Source organism: Gilliamella sp. G0441 (assembly GCF_050589305.1).
Classification (GTDB): Bacteria; Pseudomonadota; Gammaproteobacteria; order Enterobacterales; family Orbaceae; genus Gilliamella.
In genome coordinates this window covers 274,649-293,329 of the sequence record NZ_JBNRJF010000001.1, presented here as the reverse complement: position 1 = coordinate 293,329, position 18,681 = coordinate 274,649, and the positions used below count along the sequence as shown (strand labels likewise).

11 protein-coding genes and 1 pseudogene are annotated in these 18,681 nt (G+C 33.6%); 11 read left to right on the top strand and 1 reads right to left on the bottom strand.

What is annotated here, in order from left to right; translation table 11 throughout:
* Positions 1 to 75 precede the first annotated feature (75 nt).
* Genes ACKJXD_RS01255 through tssE form a run of 8 tightly spaced genes read left to right on the top strand, consistent with a single transcriptional unit; the run spans position 76 to position 10,259 of the window.
* A complete protein-coding gene (locus tag ACKJXD_RS01255) occupies positions 76 to 342 on the top strand; it encodes a PAAR domain-containing protein (protein ID WP_220215415.1) in 267 nt (88 codons plus the stop codon).
* A 4-nt stretch (positions 343 to 346) separates the two neighbouring features.
* Positions 347 to 1,468, top strand: coding sequence for a hypothetical protein (locus ACKJXD_RS01250; RefSeq protein ID WP_220215414.1), 1,122 nt, complete (start codon positions 347 to 349; stop codon positions 1,466 to 1,468).
* Positions 1,469 to 1,483: 15 nt separating this feature from the next.
* Positions 1,484 to 4,819, top strand: a complete 3,336-nt coding sequence (locus tag ACKJXD_RS01245) for an ImcF-related family protein (protein ID WP_294825797.1) — start codon at positions 1,484 to 1,486, stop codon at positions 4,817 to 4,819.
* A 36-nt stretch (positions 4,820 to 4,855) separates the two neighbouring features.
* Complete coding sequence (gene tssA, locus ACKJXD_RS01240; protein ID WP_220215412.1) at positions 4,856 to 6,472, top strand: type VI secretion system protein TssA; 1,617 nt, start codon at positions 4,856 to 4,858, stop codon at positions 6,470 to 6,472.
* Positions 6,473 to 6,521: 49 nt separating this feature from the next.
* Positions 6,522 to 8,285 carry a type VI secretion system baseplate subunit TssF gene (gene tssF / locus ACKJXD_RS01235; RefSeq protein ID WP_220215411.1) on the top strand — a complete coding sequence of 588 codons (1,764 nt, stop codon included), beginning with the start codon at positions 6,522 to 6,524 and terminating at the stop codon, positions 8,283 to 8,285.
* On the top strand, positions 8,249 to 9,304 hold the full coding sequence (gene tssG, locus ACKJXD_RS01230; RefSeq protein ID WP_430875305.1) for a type VI secretion system baseplate subunit TssG: 1,056 nt from the start codon (positions 8,249 to 8,251) through the stop codon (positions 9,302 to 9,304). The genes tssF and tssG overlap by 37 nt, the downstream gene beginning before the upstream one ends.
* Positions 9,305 to 9,312: 8 nt before the next feature.
* On the top strand, positions 9,313 to 9,828 hold the full coding sequence (tssJ, locus tag ACKJXD_RS01225; RefSeq protein ID WP_220215409.1) for a type VI secretion system lipoprotein TssJ: 516 nt from the start codon (positions 9,313 to 9,315) through the stop codon (positions 9,826 to 9,828).
* 2 nt (positions 9,829 to 9,830) lie between these two features.
* A complete protein-coding gene (gene tssE, locus ACKJXD_RS01220; protein ID WP_220215408.1) occupies positions 9,831 to 10,259 on the top strand; it encodes a type VI secretion system baseplate subunit TssE in 429 nt (142 codons plus the stop codon).
* 445 nt (positions 10,260 to 10,704) lie between these two features.
* Here tssE and ACKJXD_RS01215 read toward each other — a convergent pair whose 3' ends face one another.
* Positions 10,705 to 13,284 (bottom strand): autotransporter outer membrane beta-barrel domain-containing protein, encoded by a 2,580-nt coding sequence (locus ACKJXD_RS01215; protein WP_430875304.1) that lies wholly within the window; start codon positions 13,282 to 13,284, stop codon positions 10,705 to 10,707.
* A 152-nt stretch (positions 13,285 to 13,436) separates the two neighbouring features.
* Between ACKJXD_RS01215 and ACKJXD_RS01210 the strand changes: the two are divergent.
* From ACKJXD_RS01210 to ACKJXD_RS01200, 3 genes and pseudogenes are all read left to right on the top strand, one after another.
* Positions 13,437 to 13,652, top strand: a pseudogene (locus ACKJXD_RS01210) (lactate/malate family dehydrogenase); the annotation flags it as partial.
* 104 nt (positions 13,653 to 13,756) lie between these two features.
* A complete protein-coding gene (locus ACKJXD_RS01205) occupies positions 13,757 to 17,260 on the top strand; it encodes a peptidoglycan-binding domain-containing protein (protein ID WP_430875303.1) in 3,504 nt (1,167 codons plus the stop codon).
* A gap of 4 nt (positions 17,261 to 17,264) precedes the next feature.
* Positions 17,265 to 18,677 carry a hypothetical protein gene (locus ACKJXD_RS01200; protein WP_430875302.1) on the top strand — a complete coding sequence of 471 codons (1,413 nt, stop codon included), beginning with the start codon at positions 17,265 to 17,267 and terminating at the stop codon, positions 18,675 to 18,677.
* Positions 18,678 to 18,681: the final 4 nt, after the last annotated feature.

Here is an 18,681-nt window from a genome sequence, read left to right as displayed (position 1 = left end):
CGAAAATAGGGTTAATCATGAATTAACCCTACATTTAATAATCGATAATAATAAGTAGGGAATGGGGAATAGATCATGGGTAAAAATGTGGTAAGGCTAGGCGATCCAACAACACATGGTGGTATGGTTATAACCGCGTCATCTACAACAATTATAGAAGGTAAACCGGTAGCTTTAGTCGGTGATTTGGTTAGTTGTCCAGTACCGTATCATGGCATAAATCCTATAATTGGCTCGGCATCAAAATGTATTTCTGATGGAAGATTAATGGCTATGGATCAATGTTTATGCGCTTGCGGCTGTAAAGTCATAGCGACAATTACAACTGCGGAGATAGAATAAAATCATGTCTTGGCCTAAACCTAATATTACCAATATTGTAAATCCACCAGTAAAATTAAATCGTGGAAGATGGAGTATTTTTTTTGGAGTATTCACAATTGTGACTGCTTTTTTTCTTGCTAAAATTTGGCCAAATGATAATTATGCAACTCAATGGACCTATTGGTTAGGTGTAGGATTTTTTCCTACCTTAATAGGTGGTGGGGCATTAAGTGTTCGATTGTATTTATATGGACTAGCTCAAGAAAAATATGATATTTGGCAACATGAACATAAAAATGTAGAGCAAAATTGGCAGAATTGGGCAATGCGATCCGCTGTTGTTATGAATAGTTTTTATATTTTACCCAATAAAATAACAACGCATGAGATTTTAAATAATGAATCAAATCTTGAGGCTCAAATAAATAAGTCTTTAGTATTTGATGGTGATTTTGAATTAATCCATAACCTCGAAGATATATTCAAATCCATGAGCGAGATAATTTCAAAATTATCAAGTAAAACTACTATCAATATAACTATTTATTCGTCATTTGAATCCTATGAATATATCGATGAAGTATTAGATAAAGCTTATCGAAACTCTGGGATTTCTCATGCTTATAAATTAACACATTTTACCGAAAACAAGTCTAATATAGAGTTAATATCTGATTTGATAGATAATTCTGAATCTGTGGTAGAATTAATCATCATTAATAATACTCAATCGAAAGCTACAGCATTTTTAGCTGGATTTTTATTATTAAATCACCCAGAATCTGAAAATATTGATATGAAAAATGCTGAAGCAAAAATTTTAAGGCCTATGATTGATGAGGATTTGTCAGTAGGTATTAAACAGATGAGCGAAATGCAAACGGCGATAAAGCAGGTTAATCAACTTTGGTTTGTTAATTTAGAAGTAGAACAAGAAGCAGAGATAACAAAGCAATTGGTGAATCAACATGTCACGTCAGAAAAACAATATAAATTAGAGAAATTTGCAGGGAATCAAGCTGATCTCTCATATTGGCTTGCATTGGCGATAGGTTGTGAAATGATTAAAACAACTAACCAAAATAACTTAATTGCTACCAAAAAACAAAATCAGTGGTTATTTTCTGTAGTAACGGCAGTTTAAGCAAAAGGTGTTTTAATGACAAATAAATGGAAACGGATAGGATTAATTTTCATTATATTATTTGGAGCCATATTCTTAGGTATCGGTTTATTCCTTTTTGGAGAAGGATTAGGTTACAAAACCCCTGGTAGAAAATTTGAAATATGGCTTTATGGAATGCTAATTCTTGTCGGTATAATATTAGCACCTGCTCTTATTCGAAGTAGTCGGATAGGTTCCATAAGAGATGTCATTAAACGAGAGTCATTTAATCCTAAAGAATCAGACAAACCTAAAACACCACAAGTTTTTAGTGAGTTTTCTGATATTGAGAGACATTGTAAAAATCGTTTCAATACTTTTTGGCGTTATAAAATTCGAAAATGCCTGGTTTTAGGTTCGCGCTCTGATGTGGAATCAGTTTTTCCACGTTTGCAAGAAGAAAAATGGCAATTAAACGATAAAACATTAATGATTTATGGTGGAGATGTTGAAGAAGAGCTCGATACTTCCTGGTTATTGATGTTGAAAAAACAATTTTCACGGTTTATCCCTTTTTCCCAAAAACCGCTCGATGCTGTTATCTGGGTTGTAAATGAAAATTACTTGGCTAACACACGTCAACAACAATTGATTATTGATAAAGCTGTAATACAATTTAAATCACGAGATAGATTATTAAAGTGGTCAGCACCACTTTATTTAGTTGCTCCGCAACAAAGTGAATGGTCTCAAACAGGGCGTACAGAGCAAAGTGTGGGAGTGTTTTTTTCTGAATTGAAAAATCAATCAATGGATTCCGTTGCTTTATCACTCAAACAACTTTCTCAGGAGTGCTGTATACGTGGTGTTCAGCAAGTAAAAAATAATTCCCTATATAACTTTTTGCTTCAGTTAAGTCAAAACTTAATTAATGGAAATATTGATGATATTGTTCGTTATATCAGCACATTGATTGCACTTCCTTATTCACCTCAAGTGCGAGGGCTTTTTTTTATTCCACAGCAGTCATCAAGTGATGAACAAGAGTTTTTTAATAACTACCTTGTAATGACGCCAACTTGGATTTCGATTAGTGACGATGCTAACCAACAATCTGGTCGAAGTATAGGCGTTCAATGGGGATTAATATCGGGTATAGCCAGTATAGGTTTAATAGCTATGATGGGTGTTGGATTAGTAACCTCCTATTTCAATAACGCATCACTGATAAACGAAAGTATTGAGCTGGCAAAAAAAGCAGATAATTCAATCAGATTGAGTTATACGGAAAGATTAGAAATTCAATCTGAGCTACAACAACGTATAGAGCAACTTTTATATCGAACAGAACATGGAACGCCGATACTTTATCGATTTGGCTTAAATCATAATGAGTCATTATTAAATAAATTATTGCTAAGTTATAGAACGACTAATTCGCGTAATATTGCCACACCATTTCATAATCTTATGACAGATTATTTAACTTTATTAACTGAATTACCAAATGATTCACCAGAACGAGTTAAATTAGTTGATTCTGCTTATGATGTACTAAAAGCATATTTGATGATTAGTGAACCAGATAAAAGTGATGGATTATATCTGAGTGAGTTCGCAGCAAAAAAATGGCGGACACCAGAAGGTATTAGTGAAGGTGATTGGCAAAGATTAATGCCTGATTTAGTGCGTTTTTGGGGGCAAATGCTTAATACACATCATGATTGGGCTTTGAATGAGGATAAGCTTTTAGTTAAAAGTGCTCGAAAAGTTTTGATCAACAAGATAGGTATCCAAAATGCTTTAAACACGCTATATCAAGAAATAATACAGCGAGCGAGTCAACAATATACAAATCAAAGTTTAAGCCAATTACTTGATGGTGCCGATAATCATTTTCTTTTCTATAATGACGTTGAAGTGCCAGGGATTTTTACACGTAAAGCTTGGGAAGGCAGTATCAGAGACGAGATTGTCGCTGCGGCTAAATCGCGTAAAGATCAAATTGACTGGGTATTGGGTAATGGTAGCAAAAATAATCTTACAGCTTCAATATCACCTGAAATATTGGCTAAACAACTTACAGACCGGTATTTCAATGAGTATAGTGCTGCATGGGTTTATTTTTTAAATAATATTCAATGGCAGCAGTCCGATAACATTTCAGATGTGGTTGAGCAATTAACACTACTTGCTGATAATCGATTTTCACCGCTGGTTTCCTTGATTAATGTTATTAAGTATGAAACTGAAATTGAATATAGTAAAGATGGTATTTCTGATAATTTATTCCGTACTGCCCAAGAATTGATGGGTAATAAAAAGCCTAATGTGCCTACTACTAAGAAAGGTGAAGCTACAGGGCCATTGAGTGCCACATTTTCACCAATTGTGAGCTTGCTTAAAAATGACAATATTAATGGGCTTTCGTTACAGGCTTATTTAGCGAAAGTTACTCAAGTTCGTTTAAAATTACAAAACATCACAAACAGTGCAAATCCACAATCTATGATGCAAGTTTTAGCTAAAAGTGTATTTAAAGGGACTTCTGTAGATTTAACTGAAACACGTGATTATGGGAATTTAATAGCCGCTAATTTAGGTAATGAATTAGCTGGGTTTGGTCGAAGTTTATTTAAAAAACCGTTGGAACAGTCTTGGCAAGTTGTTTTAGCACCTGCAACAGATAGCTTTAATGAAGTTTGGCAAAATTATATTGTCAATCAATGGGAAAAATCTTTTGCTGGTCGTTATCCTTTTAAAAATAGTGATAATGAAGCATCTTTAGCTGAGTTAGCTCGTTTTTTACGAAGTGATACAGGCATTATAGATAAATTTATATTGAGTGAGTTAAATGGTGTTTTGGAGAAAAAAGGGGGTAGATGGGTCGTCAATACTGTCAATGCCCAAGGCTTGAAATTTTCGCCAAATTTTCTTGAAGCATTAAATTTGTTTAGTGATGTAAGTTCTGAAGTAATTGCTTCAGGTGATATGTCTTTATCTTTTGATATTATGCCTAGAAGTGGTAATAAAATCGTTCGTACAGAATTGGTCATTAACAGGCAAAAACTAGAATATTATAATCAAGCGCCAACGTGGAAACGATTTATTTGGCCTGGTGACGGCTATTCTCCCTATTCTCAGCTTAGTTGGAGCAGTGATGAAACCGGCTTGAAGCTCTACAAATATTTTAATGGAGATTGGGCTATGGTAAGACTTTTTGAATCAGCGTCGGTTAAACCATTAGATTCATCTCGCTATGAAGTGATTTGGAGTACTACCGATGGGAGTAAACTAAGATTTATATTACGGACGCAATTAGGTGGTGGACCGTTAACATTGTTGAAATTACGAAATTTTAGCTTACCACAGACGGTATTTGAATTATAAATAATGAAAAATAAAATCGGATAATGGAAAAATTTAATGTTTAGCCAATTGTTAAATCGTATATTAGGCTCGCAAGAATCAAGTGAGTCCAAGATAGAAGAGTTAAATCAAAAATGGGCTGATTGGTTATTGCCAATCAGTTCAGATTCACCTGCCGGTGAAGATTTAACTTATTATGATTCTTTTCAGGATATTAAAGAAGAGATTACTAAACTTTCTGGAATTGATTATCAACTTATTGTTAATGAAAGTGATATTATTTTAAAACAAAATAGTAAAGATGTTCGAGTCGTTACTTACTATTGTCTTGCACGTTTATTCCAAGATGGAGCTGAAGGCTATGCTGATGGGCTTGAACTTTTAGCTGTTTTACTTAATAAATTTGGCGAAATGCTTTATCCATCTCGTCAAAATATTCGAAAAAACTCGATTGAATGGCTAGCTAATCAAAGATTTATCGATCAACTTACACAATTGCAACCTATAGATGAAAATAGTTTGTCTCGTATTATTGTTGCTTTAGATCAAATCGATCTTTCCTGTAAGACGCTATTTAATGGTGAAAATCAAAATCAATCTAATGATCCTCCTGATTTATCTGCTCTATATCATTTCTTCAATAATTGTCTAAAACAACAGCCGCAAAGTCAGACGTCTGAAAAAGAAGAACCTACTGTATCTGAAGCTACCATAACGCCTCAAGCATCTTCGACTATTGTTGTAAATAATACTATTTCTTCAACACGAGAAGTGCTCGAACAAGCACGTATAATGGCCGAGTTTTTACGTGAAAATCCTGAAGAGGGATTTTTAGCTGCTGGTCGTTTATTAAGAGTTATAAAGTGGGATACCATATCTGAGTTACCTCCAGCTGATCAAAAAGGATATACGCGATTACCAGCACCACGGAGTGAACTAAAAAATAATATCAACCGATTGATTGCCAAAAAACAATGGTCAGAGCTTCTGGAACAAGCTGAATCAGCTTTTATTGAAGTAGCAAACCATTTCTGGTTAGATCTACAGCGGGCAACTATCATGTCGCTTCAAAAAATGGGGCATCCTTATGATTCTTGGGCAGATATTTTTCTTGCTGATTTAGGTCTGTTTTTAGAACGATTAAATGGATTAGAAGGGCTATGTTTCTCGGATGGTACGCCATTTGCTGATGAAGAAACTTTAATGTGGATTGCTGCCAATGCACGTATACATAATCTGGATGAAGGTGAGAGTATTCCATCGGTTTCTGTGTCTGAAGAAAATGATTGGGGTGAAATTGAAACGCAAGCAGTTGCTTTAGCACGTAGTGAAAATATAGAAAAGGCATTTCAATGGTTACAAAGTTTGCCTTCAGTGCATTCACCAAAACAACGATATTTGCTCCAGTACACTCAAGCTAAAGTTGCAGAACAGCTTGGAAAACAAAATGTTGCACTAAAATTGTTAATTGGTTTAAATAATCAACAAGATTCTTTAACTCTCATCCACTGGGAACCAGAATTAATATTTGATGTAAAACGTTGTCTTTTGCGTTTGATGAAACAAAAAAATCAATCAAAAGATGGTATAAAAGTAAATTTACCTGAGCAGATAGAGCAATTACAACATGAATTGATGCAACTCGATCCTGCAAAAGCGATAAATTTGCTCTAACTATCTTAATAAAAACTATTTAAATAATATTACTATATAGAGAATAACAATGGATGATCTAATTCTTCGCTATTATGAATCCGAAATGCGTTATTTGCGAGAAGCCGGAAAAGAGTTTGCCAAAATACATCCGGATAGAGCAAGCTTATTAAATCTCGATCGAGTAGGTGACCGTGATCCTTACGTAGAACGATTATTTGAAGGGTTTGCTTTTTTAACCGGACGCTTACGTCAAAAAATTGATGACGATTTACCTGAATTAACTGAAAGTTTAGTTTCACTGCTTTGGCCACACTATTTACGTTTAATTCCTTCATTATCTATTGTTGAACTAACGCCTGACTATTCTATTTTATCTCGGCAAGAAGTTCTTCAAAAAGGGGTGCAAATTAAAACAGAACCGTTAGGGCCTGCTGGAACAAAATGTTTATTCAGAACGACACAAAAAGTTACATTACAGCCGATAGAAATCAATCGAGCAAGACTGGAATTTAGTCACGATGGACGTAGTATGATTTCTATACGTCTTAAATTCACAGAACTGGCTGATTTTGGGCAAATTGATTTGTCTTGTTTACGACTTTACTTAAATGCTGATGGTCCAATAGCATCTACACTCTATTATATGTTAATAAAACAAGTGGCTACCATGCATTTACGTTACTCTACTGATCCTGAGAAAAGAGTTAATTTTAACGGTAAAATAACCCCAGTTGGTTTTTCTGATGAAGATCGTTTATGGTTAAAACCTGATAATGCATTTGCTGGATATCAATTACTACTTGAATATTTTGCATTTCGCGAAAAATTTATGTTTGTTGATTTACAAGGACTTGATATTAAACAAGTGCCTGCGGATTGTTCATATATTGATGTTGAATTAACACTTAATCAAACTTGGCCTAATGATATGCCATTTAACCATGATAATATTCGTTTGCATTGTGTTCCTGTTATCAATTTATTTGACATGGAAGCGGATCCGATTGTTGTCAATCAGTTAGAAAGTGAATATCTTCTTCGTCCTTTATTAAAACAGGATGGTCATATCGAAGTTTACTCAGTTGAACATGTAGAAGGCATAACCCGTGAAGGGCGCTATACCTATGTTCCATTTACCAGCTTCAAACACCGTGGTGGAATGTTACGACACGATGCACCTGAACGGTATTTTCACACTCGTGTACGTAAAAATGCTTCAGGATTGCATGATACCTGGTTAATTTTAGGTGGAAAAATATGGAACAAAAATGAGCAACTTGAAGCTGAAACGTTGTCTTTAAGAGTAACGGGTACTAATGGTATGTTGCCACGTAAAGCATTACGTAATGCACGTATTCGAGAACTGAGTAATTCAAATGGAAATATTTCCAAAGTACAAAATCTTTGTTCCCCGACTATGCCATGTTATCCACCAACAGAAGATCGGTTTTTTTGGCGATTGTTATCGCATTTATCGCCAAATTATTTGTCTTTAATGAATGCTGAGGTTTTACGTGGTACGCTTGCTTTATACGATTGGACTGAAAACGAACTTAATCGTAGACGTTTAGATGGCATTATTGACGTTTCTCATCGAATGATTAAACGTATAGAACAGGGAATGTTACAACGAGGTGTGGAAATTGAAGTAACCTTAGATAGTTATCAATTTACAGGTGAAGGTGATGTAATTTTATTTGGTGAGTTATTACATCAATTTTTCGCATTGTATGCTGATATAAACTTATTTACTCAACTAGTTATTGTTATTTTACCAACAGGAAAAAGAGTTGTATGGAATCCGAGCAAAGCATCGAAAGCAGTCCTTTAATGCAGAATTTGGAAAAAGAACTGCCAAAAATCAATTTTTTCCGTTTTTGCCAGTTACTTGAACAACTTTATGCACAAGAGCCAATTTTAGGTCGGAATGAGTCACCTGCTGATGACCCGATACGATTTGCTCCGTCAGTCGATATGTCGTTTCCTGCAAGCGAATTAAAATACATTGAAAAACTGCCTTACCTTAATCGTCCTGCTACGGTAAGAACACGATTTTTAGGATTATATGGTGTTGATGGAGCGTTACCGCCAGCTTTGACAGATAAAATTATGCGGCGTGAAGAAAACTATCATGCGATGACCGATTTTTTAGACATGTTTAATCATCGAATTATTACGCTGTTTTATAGAATATGGTTAAAATATCATTATCCAGCGAGTTTCTTGAGCGGTGGACGCGATGAAGTATCTCAATGTTTATTTGGTCTGATTGGCTTAGGAATAAAAGGGGCAAGTGAACAAATTGATACGCCGTTATCACGATTTTTTGCTTTATTAGGATTAATGTCTCAAAAAACAAGAACTGTAGAAGGAATTGTAGGATTAATTCGTATAATGGTCAATGATGCTAAAGTAAATGTTCAAGAATTTTATCCTGTATGGCAAAATATTGATAATCGAGCACAACTTGGTGGTAGTGGTCAACAACGAATAGGCTTAAATGGCGATGGGCCTTTAGGATCGCGTTTTAAAGAATGTAATCAAACTATTCTTATTGCAATCACACCACAATATGAATCGCAAATTAATGAGTTATTGCCCGACGGTCAGTTATTTCAAGATATTATGGCCTTATTACGGGTTTACTTAGGTTTCAAGGTTGATGCTAAAATTATGCTGAATATTAAACGAAGTTTTTTACCTAGTTGTCAGCTTAAATCTGGCAATTGTCGATTGGGATTAACAGCGTCGTTTGCTAAAAATAATAGTGACAATAATACTCTCCAAGAAACCGTTGCCATAAATTTAGGACATTATTCAGGAATAGATTATCAAAACCATAAAAAGTGAGGATGAAAATGAGAATAATCAAAAAACTAATTGTTATTTTATCAATTTCCTGGTTAACAGGATGTGGTATCGCTCAAAGTGTATCTGATACCGCGACAGGATTAGGACAATCTGTATTCAATTGGTCGATAAAAACACTTTATTTAGACATTAAAGCAAGATCTGAATTAAATTTAGATGATGAAGGTCGTTCATCACCAGTTGTTCTAAGAGTTTATCAGTTAACTAATGCCGAGAAATTTAACTCTGCTAGCTATACAGAATTGGTTGATCAAGATAGTGATGTTTTAAAAGATACCTTGATTGAGACTAAAGAAATCATATTAAGACCAGACACATCAATTTCTATAGATGCACCTTTAGATAAAAAAGCGACTGCGGTCGGTGTTATTGGACTGTTTAAAGAGCCTAATCTGAAAAATGGTAGTTGGAAAATAACTTTAGCACGAAAAGATCTTAATATTTCGAAACCTCGAGAAGTTGTAGCAAGTAAATACTCTTTAAAAATGCAGGACGAAAAATAAAAATGAGTGCATCTTTATATGAGACAATATACGGCTATTTTGAATCGGGTATACCAATTGAGGAAGTTGCTGAAAATGAGCAAACGATCATTAGTGTAATGGACAATATTGAGCGAATTTTGAATAGTCGAGCTGGAGCGGTTAATCATTTGTCTGATTTCGGTTTACCTGATATGTCAACCGTATTTCGAACTTTACCCTCTTCAGCGTATATTCTAATGAGAGCAATTGAGAAAACATTACTTACTTATGAACCTAGACTTTCATCGATTAACATCAAAATTGATGAAAAAATTAATGATTCAATGGTATTTGGTTATGAATTAACTTGTTATTTAAAAGAAGGCGGATTAGTTAAATATGGTACCTATTTTATGCCTAATGGGAAAGCTCGCTTAAAATATGCAAGAAAATCTTCTAATCGTTACTAATCTATTTAATGTTATATTAAATAATTAATGGATTAATTATCTGCAATTCTATACTTGTTATTAAGAAGTGTATAAAGATAAAAATGAAATTAAAAAAAAGCAAAATCAGGAGATTCTCACCGAAATTAGATAAGCATTGAGAGTGAATTTAAGTTTAGATTATTTATTATTCTTAAAATAAAGTCTCAGCTTGTCCAAACAAGTAAATGAGAGCTTCAATGTAAAACGAAAAACTGATTAAGTACACATATGAGTGGTCTTTTTGAAATTTTGCGAAAAATTAAACTAGGATAATGGAACAAAAAACTTGTCAGTGAAAGGATTTATTTTCGAAGCTCTTCCAGTAATAATCTGCTAATATTATTGACTTAAAAGGTAAAAATCACATTACTTTAGGAAATGTGATTTTATAATGCCGTTTAAATTATATTCATCTTTTTAGACATTAGAATGAGTAACGATACCCACCATTTGCTTGTATTAAGTCAAAACGATTACCGGTTGAACTTTCTAAATCAAGATAAAAATTATGTGTTTTATTGATTTGTGTATTTATACCTAGGCCATTGTTCCACCAATTACCTTTGAATGAATGACTTTCTTTATTATTATTAAGTTTGTAGAAAGTATCACCACTAAACTCTCGTACAAATCCCGTTTTAGCATAGATATTTATTGCGCTATTTTCAGAATTGATTTGATAACCAACTAATGCAGAGGTGCGACCTAATAATGAATTATAATCACCTAGATTGACTTTGAGTCCATTTGTGGCATTAAAAGTGGTACCATTTTGACGACTATAAGAAAGTTGTAATTGAGGTTCAAAGTAATAATTATTGAAATTTAATTTTTTACCCGTTTCAAGAGATAAACTTAACCCATTAGTATGACTATTTCCGTGAACACGGTTATTAGCAGTATCTTTTACTTTAAATTGATTTTTGACTCGTGCATATTTAGCAACACTGTCTATATACCAGCCACTATTGTTTAAATAAGTAGCATATAAACCAGTATTGAACGATTTTAAAGAACCGTCACCCTTGTTATAATCCGGATTTCCATAAGTTTGTCCTACAAACGCACCAATAACAAAAGGTGAACTTTCTGATAATTGTTTATCAACACCAAATTGGAAGCCATGATAGTTCATATCAAATTTACTGAGTTTTTTACCTGAAAATGAGTCTAGTTTACCTGTAAAACCACGTAACCAAACATCACCAACATTACCACTATTACGCATATCACCTAAACGTTTCAATAAAGTCTGATTTTCAATGTAGCTCATTAGATAATTACTATTAAAAAAGCCAACACTTGCATTAGCCGTCGTACTAATGTTAGATTTAGGTGAACTTGTTAATACCCAGTTATTTCCCTGCTGATTTATCTTATCATAAATATACCCCCCTAATTCGATTTTATTTTGGAGAGTGAATTTTGCTGTATTCTTGGCATTGTCTTTAATTTCGATTAAAGTTATTTTCTCATTTCCAGCGGTTTGGGTTGAACCATCATTATTGATATTTAACTTATGATTTCCTTCAGCAGATTTTAAAATGATGATTTTATCGTTTTGTTGCGCTGCTGTTATTGAGCTCAATCTATCTAACCGAACCAAATTATTCATACGTAGTACAAAATCATGATTACCGGATAAATTATCAATCATTAGGTTACCGTAGGAATTGTTGCTAATATCATTGGTAAACTTTATATTTCCAGAACCAGATAAAGTGTTTACATAAGATTGTGCTTGTGTAATTTCCCAAGACGCATTGTCAGCCAAATTGATGGCTATATGACTGTCATCTTGTCTAGATGATTTAACTGTACCTTGGAGTTTTGAACCAGAACTTAAATCTAAGTTAACTTGACCATTATCTTGTGCAAAAATGTCTCCATTGATTAAAGACTTTCCACTGATGTTTAATTTTGCTTTTTGATCAACATTGATATTACCTGTAATGTTAGAATCACCTTTAATATCAATAGCTCCATAATTGGAATTTAAAATATTACCTGTAACGTTAGAATACCCTCTAATGTTAATAATTCCAGAATCAGAATTAATAATATTGCCTTTAATTGTTGAATCTTTTTCCATAGTTAAGTTAGCGTGTTTAGAGACGGAAATATCACCCTTGATGCTGATTTTATCTCGAATATTTAATTCACCAGAATCATAAATAAGGATGTTACCTTTAAAGTTCGTTCCCTTTTGAATGTTTATCTTGCCTAATTCACCAATCATAATATTCCCGTTTATGTTTGAATTGCTATCTAAATCAATCTGACCTGAATTAGTCGCAGTAATATCCCCATTAATGCTGAAATAATCAAACGTTTTTATAATGCCAAAATCATCTGAGATGAGTTCTCCTTTTATTTTTGAGGAACCATGTAATTCGATGACTCCAGATTCAGATGCGTAAACGTCACCGGTAATATCTGAAGATTCATGTAATTTTATCGCTCCAGAATCGAATGCCAGAATACGACCTATGATGTCCGTATGTTTTTTTGTCTCGAAAAGGCCTTTTGAGTGACTACCTATCACTCCTTTTATAGTGGATGAACCATTTAGAAGTAGCTTACCTTCTTGACTGACCTGAATTGCTATAGAGGGGCCAAACGTATTTTCTGTGGTTGATAATGTTGTTGTTCCGTTAACGGTTACAGTATCGCCACCAAAAATGCCAATTGCCTGATTGTGGGTATCATCAAAATCCATATTGATCGTGAGATTACCATTGAATTGCGTGGTTGCAGAATTTCCTTGATTACCTATATTTGATAATAATCCAATATTTTGAATTGATGAGGGATTTTTTTCTTTTTTTGAATTAATCGTCACATCTTTATTAAATGTGGTTTCACTATTTCTTTCTATATTTATTCCATTTTCATCAAAATTAATGTTTACCTCATTATCATATGTTTTATTTCCTTCTAAATTTAATGCTGTACCAGGTAACGGTACAATTAAACTTAATCCTAATATTATTTTAGTTTTCATTGTTATCTCCTTGTAAAAAAATCGTAAATATTTTATCAAATAGATCGTTTGATCACAAAAAATACAATCAATAACATTAAACAATTTATCTTTACAATGTAAAATTTCTGTTTTATATTTGAACTGATTATTAAAATATAGAAATATAATTAATGAGTTATCTAATAATTCTCCTAAATTTTTTTTTCAAAAAACTGGCGTTTTTTGAGAAACGACGTGAATTCATGATTATTGGCGTAGGGAATGTGGGTTCCACTGCGGCTTATACCTGAGTTAATCGTGGTATTTGTGAAGAAGTTTTAATGGTAGATGTAAATAAAGATCGGGTTTATGGGCATGCTCAGGATTTATTTGATGCGGCTGCTTATCGGCTAAATTGACTAATAGTAATAAAGAACTCGAACTATTACTTCGAAAACACATGACTTTTAATTCAAAAAGTTTTTCGGATTAATTAGTTAAGGAAATAAAAATGACAATAAAGAAAATATCCAATTTTGTTTTTCCCACAGGTAGCAAAACACTTAGTCAAGATGCTTACTATAAAGCTTTATCCGAAGCAGGCAGTGGCTTTTATCCATTTGGTGAAAATAGTCTATGGCATGGTGGTATTCATATCGATAAAAACGTATTAAATAAAATCGGTAATGATGATTTACTGCGGTGTATGGCAAATGGTGAAGTTATTGCATATCGTGTAAATGATGTTTATCCCAAAATTATCTATGAGGACAATAACGAGGTAGAAGCACCAGTTGAAGAATTTCAAAAAGTTGCCTATTTTTCAACAGGATTTACCTTAGTTCGCCACTATTTAAAAATGCCAGAGATTAGTGCTTCAACCGAAACCCCACCAGCGATAACCCTTTACAGTTTATACATGCATCAGCTTGATTGGTATGGTTATGAGCAAAAGAAAAATAAAACTGTCGATGATAAAATTAATTATCCGCATTACTGGCAAGTTCAGTCAGGCAAAGTCAATGAAGAAAAAGCAGGAGCTATTTATGGTAGTGTGATCCGAGAAAACGGTAAGGATTCGAAGGTCGTTGGATTATTACTGAAAGGTAGTAAAGTGCGTTTAGGTGAACAAAAAAAAGGGAAGTCTGGATGGTATAAAATCACGTCAATAACACAGGGTATATTGGTTACGAAAAATGAATATAAAAATGAATTAGGATCGACTTCAGGGTATGTATGGAAAGGGGATATAGGAACGAGCGATACAGACCGGCCAACTGGCAATAAAGCGGAAGCTGATAAAGATTATGAAATTTGTCTGGAAGATAATTACAAGGTCGATTCCCCTGAAAAAGAAGTGAAAGGGATTGCCGTTTATGAAGCTGCCAATGATACACAAAAATTGACTTATTTGCCAATTACAGCGACATTCGAATTTGACGGTCAAGAAAATGGCTATGCTAAAATTCGTAAAATTGAGGGGTGTTCGATTCCACCTGCCTTAGTCGCTGAAAATGGAGGTGCGGACGCACCTCATAAAGGCTATGTTAATATAGAATCACTGACTTCAACAGCGCTAAAACCTGAAAAATTTAATGAAGTTATTGTATTAAAACAGCCCATTGCAATAAAAAAAGGCGATTTTATTGGTTATCTTGGACATAATGTAAGCCAAAGCCAGAGTTTTGATGAACCTAAAGTTGCCGCATTAGCAACAATGAAACGCCCGTCAGATGAAAAATTACCAAAATTAGCGCATATTGAATTATTCACCTGTGATGATTTGCCGGCTTTTATCCAAAAAACAAAAGCGTTAGCGAACAATTTACCAGAATATGAAAAAACAATTATTTTAGTCGAAAAAGATGCCCAATTAATTCAAGCTACCCAACCCACCGGTTTTTTACATAAAGGATTGGGAGTAGAATTTATTAGTCTTACCAATAGTTATTACGTTAAAATCAAACCAGTATATACGTTAAATTTATCAATTACCCCCTCTCTGGACACTAAAACTGGAGAGATTATAAAAGGTGATGGTAAAAAGTACTATTTAACGCAGGAAGATAAAAAGAATCTGTTAGAAAGTTACAAACAAGAATATCCCCAATTAATCAAAAGCGATATTCCTGATGAAGTGGAAATTGTCAACGATATTATTGCATCGAGTACAGTCCTTAATAAAGATATGAAGACATCTATTACAATACGTTTTAGTCCTGAAAACGTGTATTACTGGATAGCATCAAAAGATGTTTTTCACCTTAAAGGTCTAGATGGGCAATTAAATAGCACAATAAATTATTGGAATGATTTTCCATTATCCTTGGATGGGTTACCCGAACCAAAACAATATAACACGGTTTATTTTGCGCGAACAATCTCGCTTAACTCCCAATCGGATGAAAGTTTTATTGCGGTAAATGATGACGACCCGGATACAATTTGGCGATATATTCAGGCAGGGAACAAAGAAGGCATACCGATACAAGGATGGGTGAATACGAAAAATGGTGTACAAGAACATATAAAACTTGTTACCCCATGGCATTGGTCAGGATTCAACACCGTAGAAGAAAAATCTAAGGTTGGTCAATTATCGGCTAAAATTGTCAAGAATAAAATGGCTAAACTTGATTTTGAAGATTACAGCCCAGCAATGAAAGAATTACATCAAATCTTAGTGGGTACATTGCGTTATTCAACCCAGCGTAAAAAAACACCGCCATCTTTTACAGAAGATTATTTAAAAGAAGGTTTACGCAGAAGCTGGACAGCAGAGCGTATAGGGCATCTGTTAGTTAAATATGAAAGTGAATGGTATGCGGATGAAGCGCTAACAAAGTGGAATGAGATAGATGAGCTGTTTGAAGAAGAAAAAGATGAAAAGAAAGAATTTATGTCTAAACTGTTAGATGGCTTGGGTATAGATAAAGAATATCTAAGAAAATTTGCATTCGATAAAGTAGACGAAGAGCTTGAATATATTAAAAGAGTCTGGCAAATTGAAAAAAAGAAACGAATAAAACCCTCGTTATGGTGGAAAGACGTAGCCGACAAACAAGCCTCACAATCAACCAATACTAACAATGATGCACAGACACTAACTAATCTATCAAAAGACGGCAAAGCCTGGTTTATTCACCCCGTGGCAATGGTGGATTATTTTGTAGGAAACGTTGTTTTTTTTAGAAAAGGCGATAAAAATGAAATAATTCGAGAAATCAATATCCGTCTTGCCGGTTTTGGTGGCAATGTCCCGACTGATGAGTTTACGGAAAGAACAGAAAACATGATCAAACAGTTTCAACGTGATTATATGAAAGTTGAAGAAACGGGTGTTGTTGATATGGAAGTAATTGAAGCAATTGATGCGTTTCAAGAGGAATACCCAATAGAAACATATTTTGCTCAAGCTAAGTGTAAATGTTCAACATACGATTTAAAAAAAGTTGAGATTAAAGCATGTGGAGGATTTGGACTCGGGAGAAATTCTGATCAAAAACAAAAAACAACAATTATCGAACAGAAAAGAGAATATGAATATCCAGGGTTACATAGAACATTATTTTGGGTATTAAGAGCCTGGAAATTTTATTTAGCACACTTTGATCAACGAAATATGGAAATTGAAAAAGTTGAATCCGGATACCGCTGTTGGAGGGATAATAAATTTCATAATGACAGACAAACCACGAATCATATGGGAAAAGCGCTAGATATTCATATGGTTTACAATAATTCAAAAATCACAAAAGCTAATTTATGTGATGATGCAAGAGAGGTGATGATTAAGTATTGCGATGTTCATTATAGATGGGCTAAACCAAATTTTGTTTCTTTAGAGCCTGGAAATCGCGTAAAAAAATCTGGAGAGCTAGCAGTGGCACCAACATGGGTACATTTTGATGTCAGAAGTTTTGAATTAGTTTATTTGAAAGATGAATACTTTGCTCAAAGTGTTGAACAAGTCAATGGCATATCAATGCAAACATTAATCACTAATAAAGGTTAACAATATGCAACAAAGTAATTACTATTTTGTATTATTTTCTCTATTATTAAATTTAATCGTATCATCAGCGATAGCTGATGAAAAAAAAGCGCCAGATAATTGGGGAATTATTTATGGTATTAGCAATACATTGGTAGATGAAACAACGGTTGATTTTGATATAAAATTGCGTGGTAATAAATTTTATTTCAATAATCAGTCGTTTTTGATTAAACGTAATACGATGCCTGCAGAAGATTTTTTTAAAAGCAATAATATAGAAAAAACATATTTTTCTTTAAAAGAGCGGCAAGCATTATTAGAGTATAATTATAATATTAAATTAAAAGATAACATTACTTATCTTCAATTTGATAAAAATATTGATAATAGCCTATTAAAACAGTATGTAACACAAAATCGGCAGGCCTTATTATTGGATGATATGCTGCTTCTGTTTGGAAAAGATGGTGAACCAGTATTTTATTCAAAACCTTATTTTGAAAAAGAATTTATTCAACAAGTTCCTCCGTTAGCCACAATCAATGTTCCGTTTAACCAAGTGGATGCTTTTGTGCTATATCAAGACCACGTATTAAAACCGTTATCCATTCATTTTAAAAATTTTTTAGATCTTCCTTGGTTTGCAACAGATATATCCGGAGCAAAGTATCCTTCTATTTCACCGATTATAAATCCAATATTTATTGATGTAGGTTGGGATAGTGGTTATTCGGAATCATATTTATATCTGTTTTCTAATGATTATAAAGTTCTAGATAAACTAGTGTTATTTAATTATCTAACTTCAACTCGAGGCGGTCCTGGCGGTAGCGGTTACCCTGTTGGTTATCGTTATTTTACTATTGACAAAAATTATTTTATTGAGCGTCGCCAACGTTTTGAAGATGAAACAATAGAAGTACAACAGTTTCAAGTGACAAAAGAAGGGAAGTTTCAAGAATTACCTGTCACGTCAAATTGCTACAGTAAATTAGCGGTTAAAGATAACAAAACACATTCAACAAAAAGCCTTTTACTAACTAGTCAACAAGCAAATAATTATATGCGCTTTGAAAGTGCGAGAATCGATGAACTTTATGGTATCACACTAACCTTAAATCCAGCTGATAAAAAGCTTTGTGTAAATTATCAACAAGCTCATTCATTTACCTTTGGTAAAGCGAAATCAAAACAGTTATTTGGTAATGAAAAACTTTATCAACAGCAAGTCGAGAATTTTAAAAAATTTAGTATAGATATTAGTAACGAGTTGGAATATATCATATTTAACAATATCGACAAATCGCCATTAGCTAAATATCTACTAAATGGAAATAAAGCGATTTATATGAACGAAATGCTCTTTATTGTGGGTGAAAATTATCTCGCAGCCTACAGGCAACCTACAGAAACTGAATTAACCTATCAAGAATAAGGTT

Coding starts and splice junctions, on each gene's coding strand:
- ACKJXD_RS01255 (WP_220215415.1), top strand. CDS start 76: ATGGGTAAAAATGTGGTAAGGCTAGGCGATCCAACAACACATGGTGGT.
- tssJ (WP_220215409.1), top strand. CDS start 9,313: ATGAGAATAATCAAAAAACTAATTGTTATTTTATCAATTTCCTGGTTA.
- tssG (WP_430875305.1), top strand. CDS start 8,249: ATGGAATCCGAGCAAAGCATCGAAAGCAGTCCTTTAATGCAGAATTTG.
- tssA (WP_220215412.1), top strand. CDS start 4,856: ATGTTTAGCCAATTGTTAAATCGTATATTAGGCTCGCAAGAATCAAGT.
- ACKJXD_RS01250 (WP_220215414.1), top strand. CDS start 347: ATGTCTTGGCCTAAACCTAATATTACCAATATTGTAAATCCACCAGTA.
- ACKJXD_RS01245 (WP_294825797.1), top strand. CDS start 1,484: ATGACAAATAAATGGAAACGGATAGGATTAATTTTCATTATATTATTT.
- tssF (WP_220215411.1), top strand. CDS start 6,522: ATGGATGATCTAATTCTTCGCTATTATGAATCCGAAATGCGTTATTTG.
- ACKJXD_RS01215 (WP_430875304.1), bottom strand. CDS start 13,284: ATGAAAACTAAAATAATATTAGGATTAAGTTTAATTGTACCGTTACCT.
- ACKJXD_RS01200 (WP_430875302.1), top strand. CDS start 17,265: ATGCAACAAAGTAATTACTATTTTGTATTATTTTCTCTATTATTAAAT.
- tssE (WP_220215408.1), top strand. CDS start 9,831: ATGAGTGCATCTTTATATGAGACAATATACGGCTATTTTGAATCGGGT.
- ACKJXD_RS01205 (WP_430875303.1), top strand. CDS start 13,757: ATGACAATAAAGAAAATATCCAATTTTGTTTTTCCCACAGGTAGCAAA.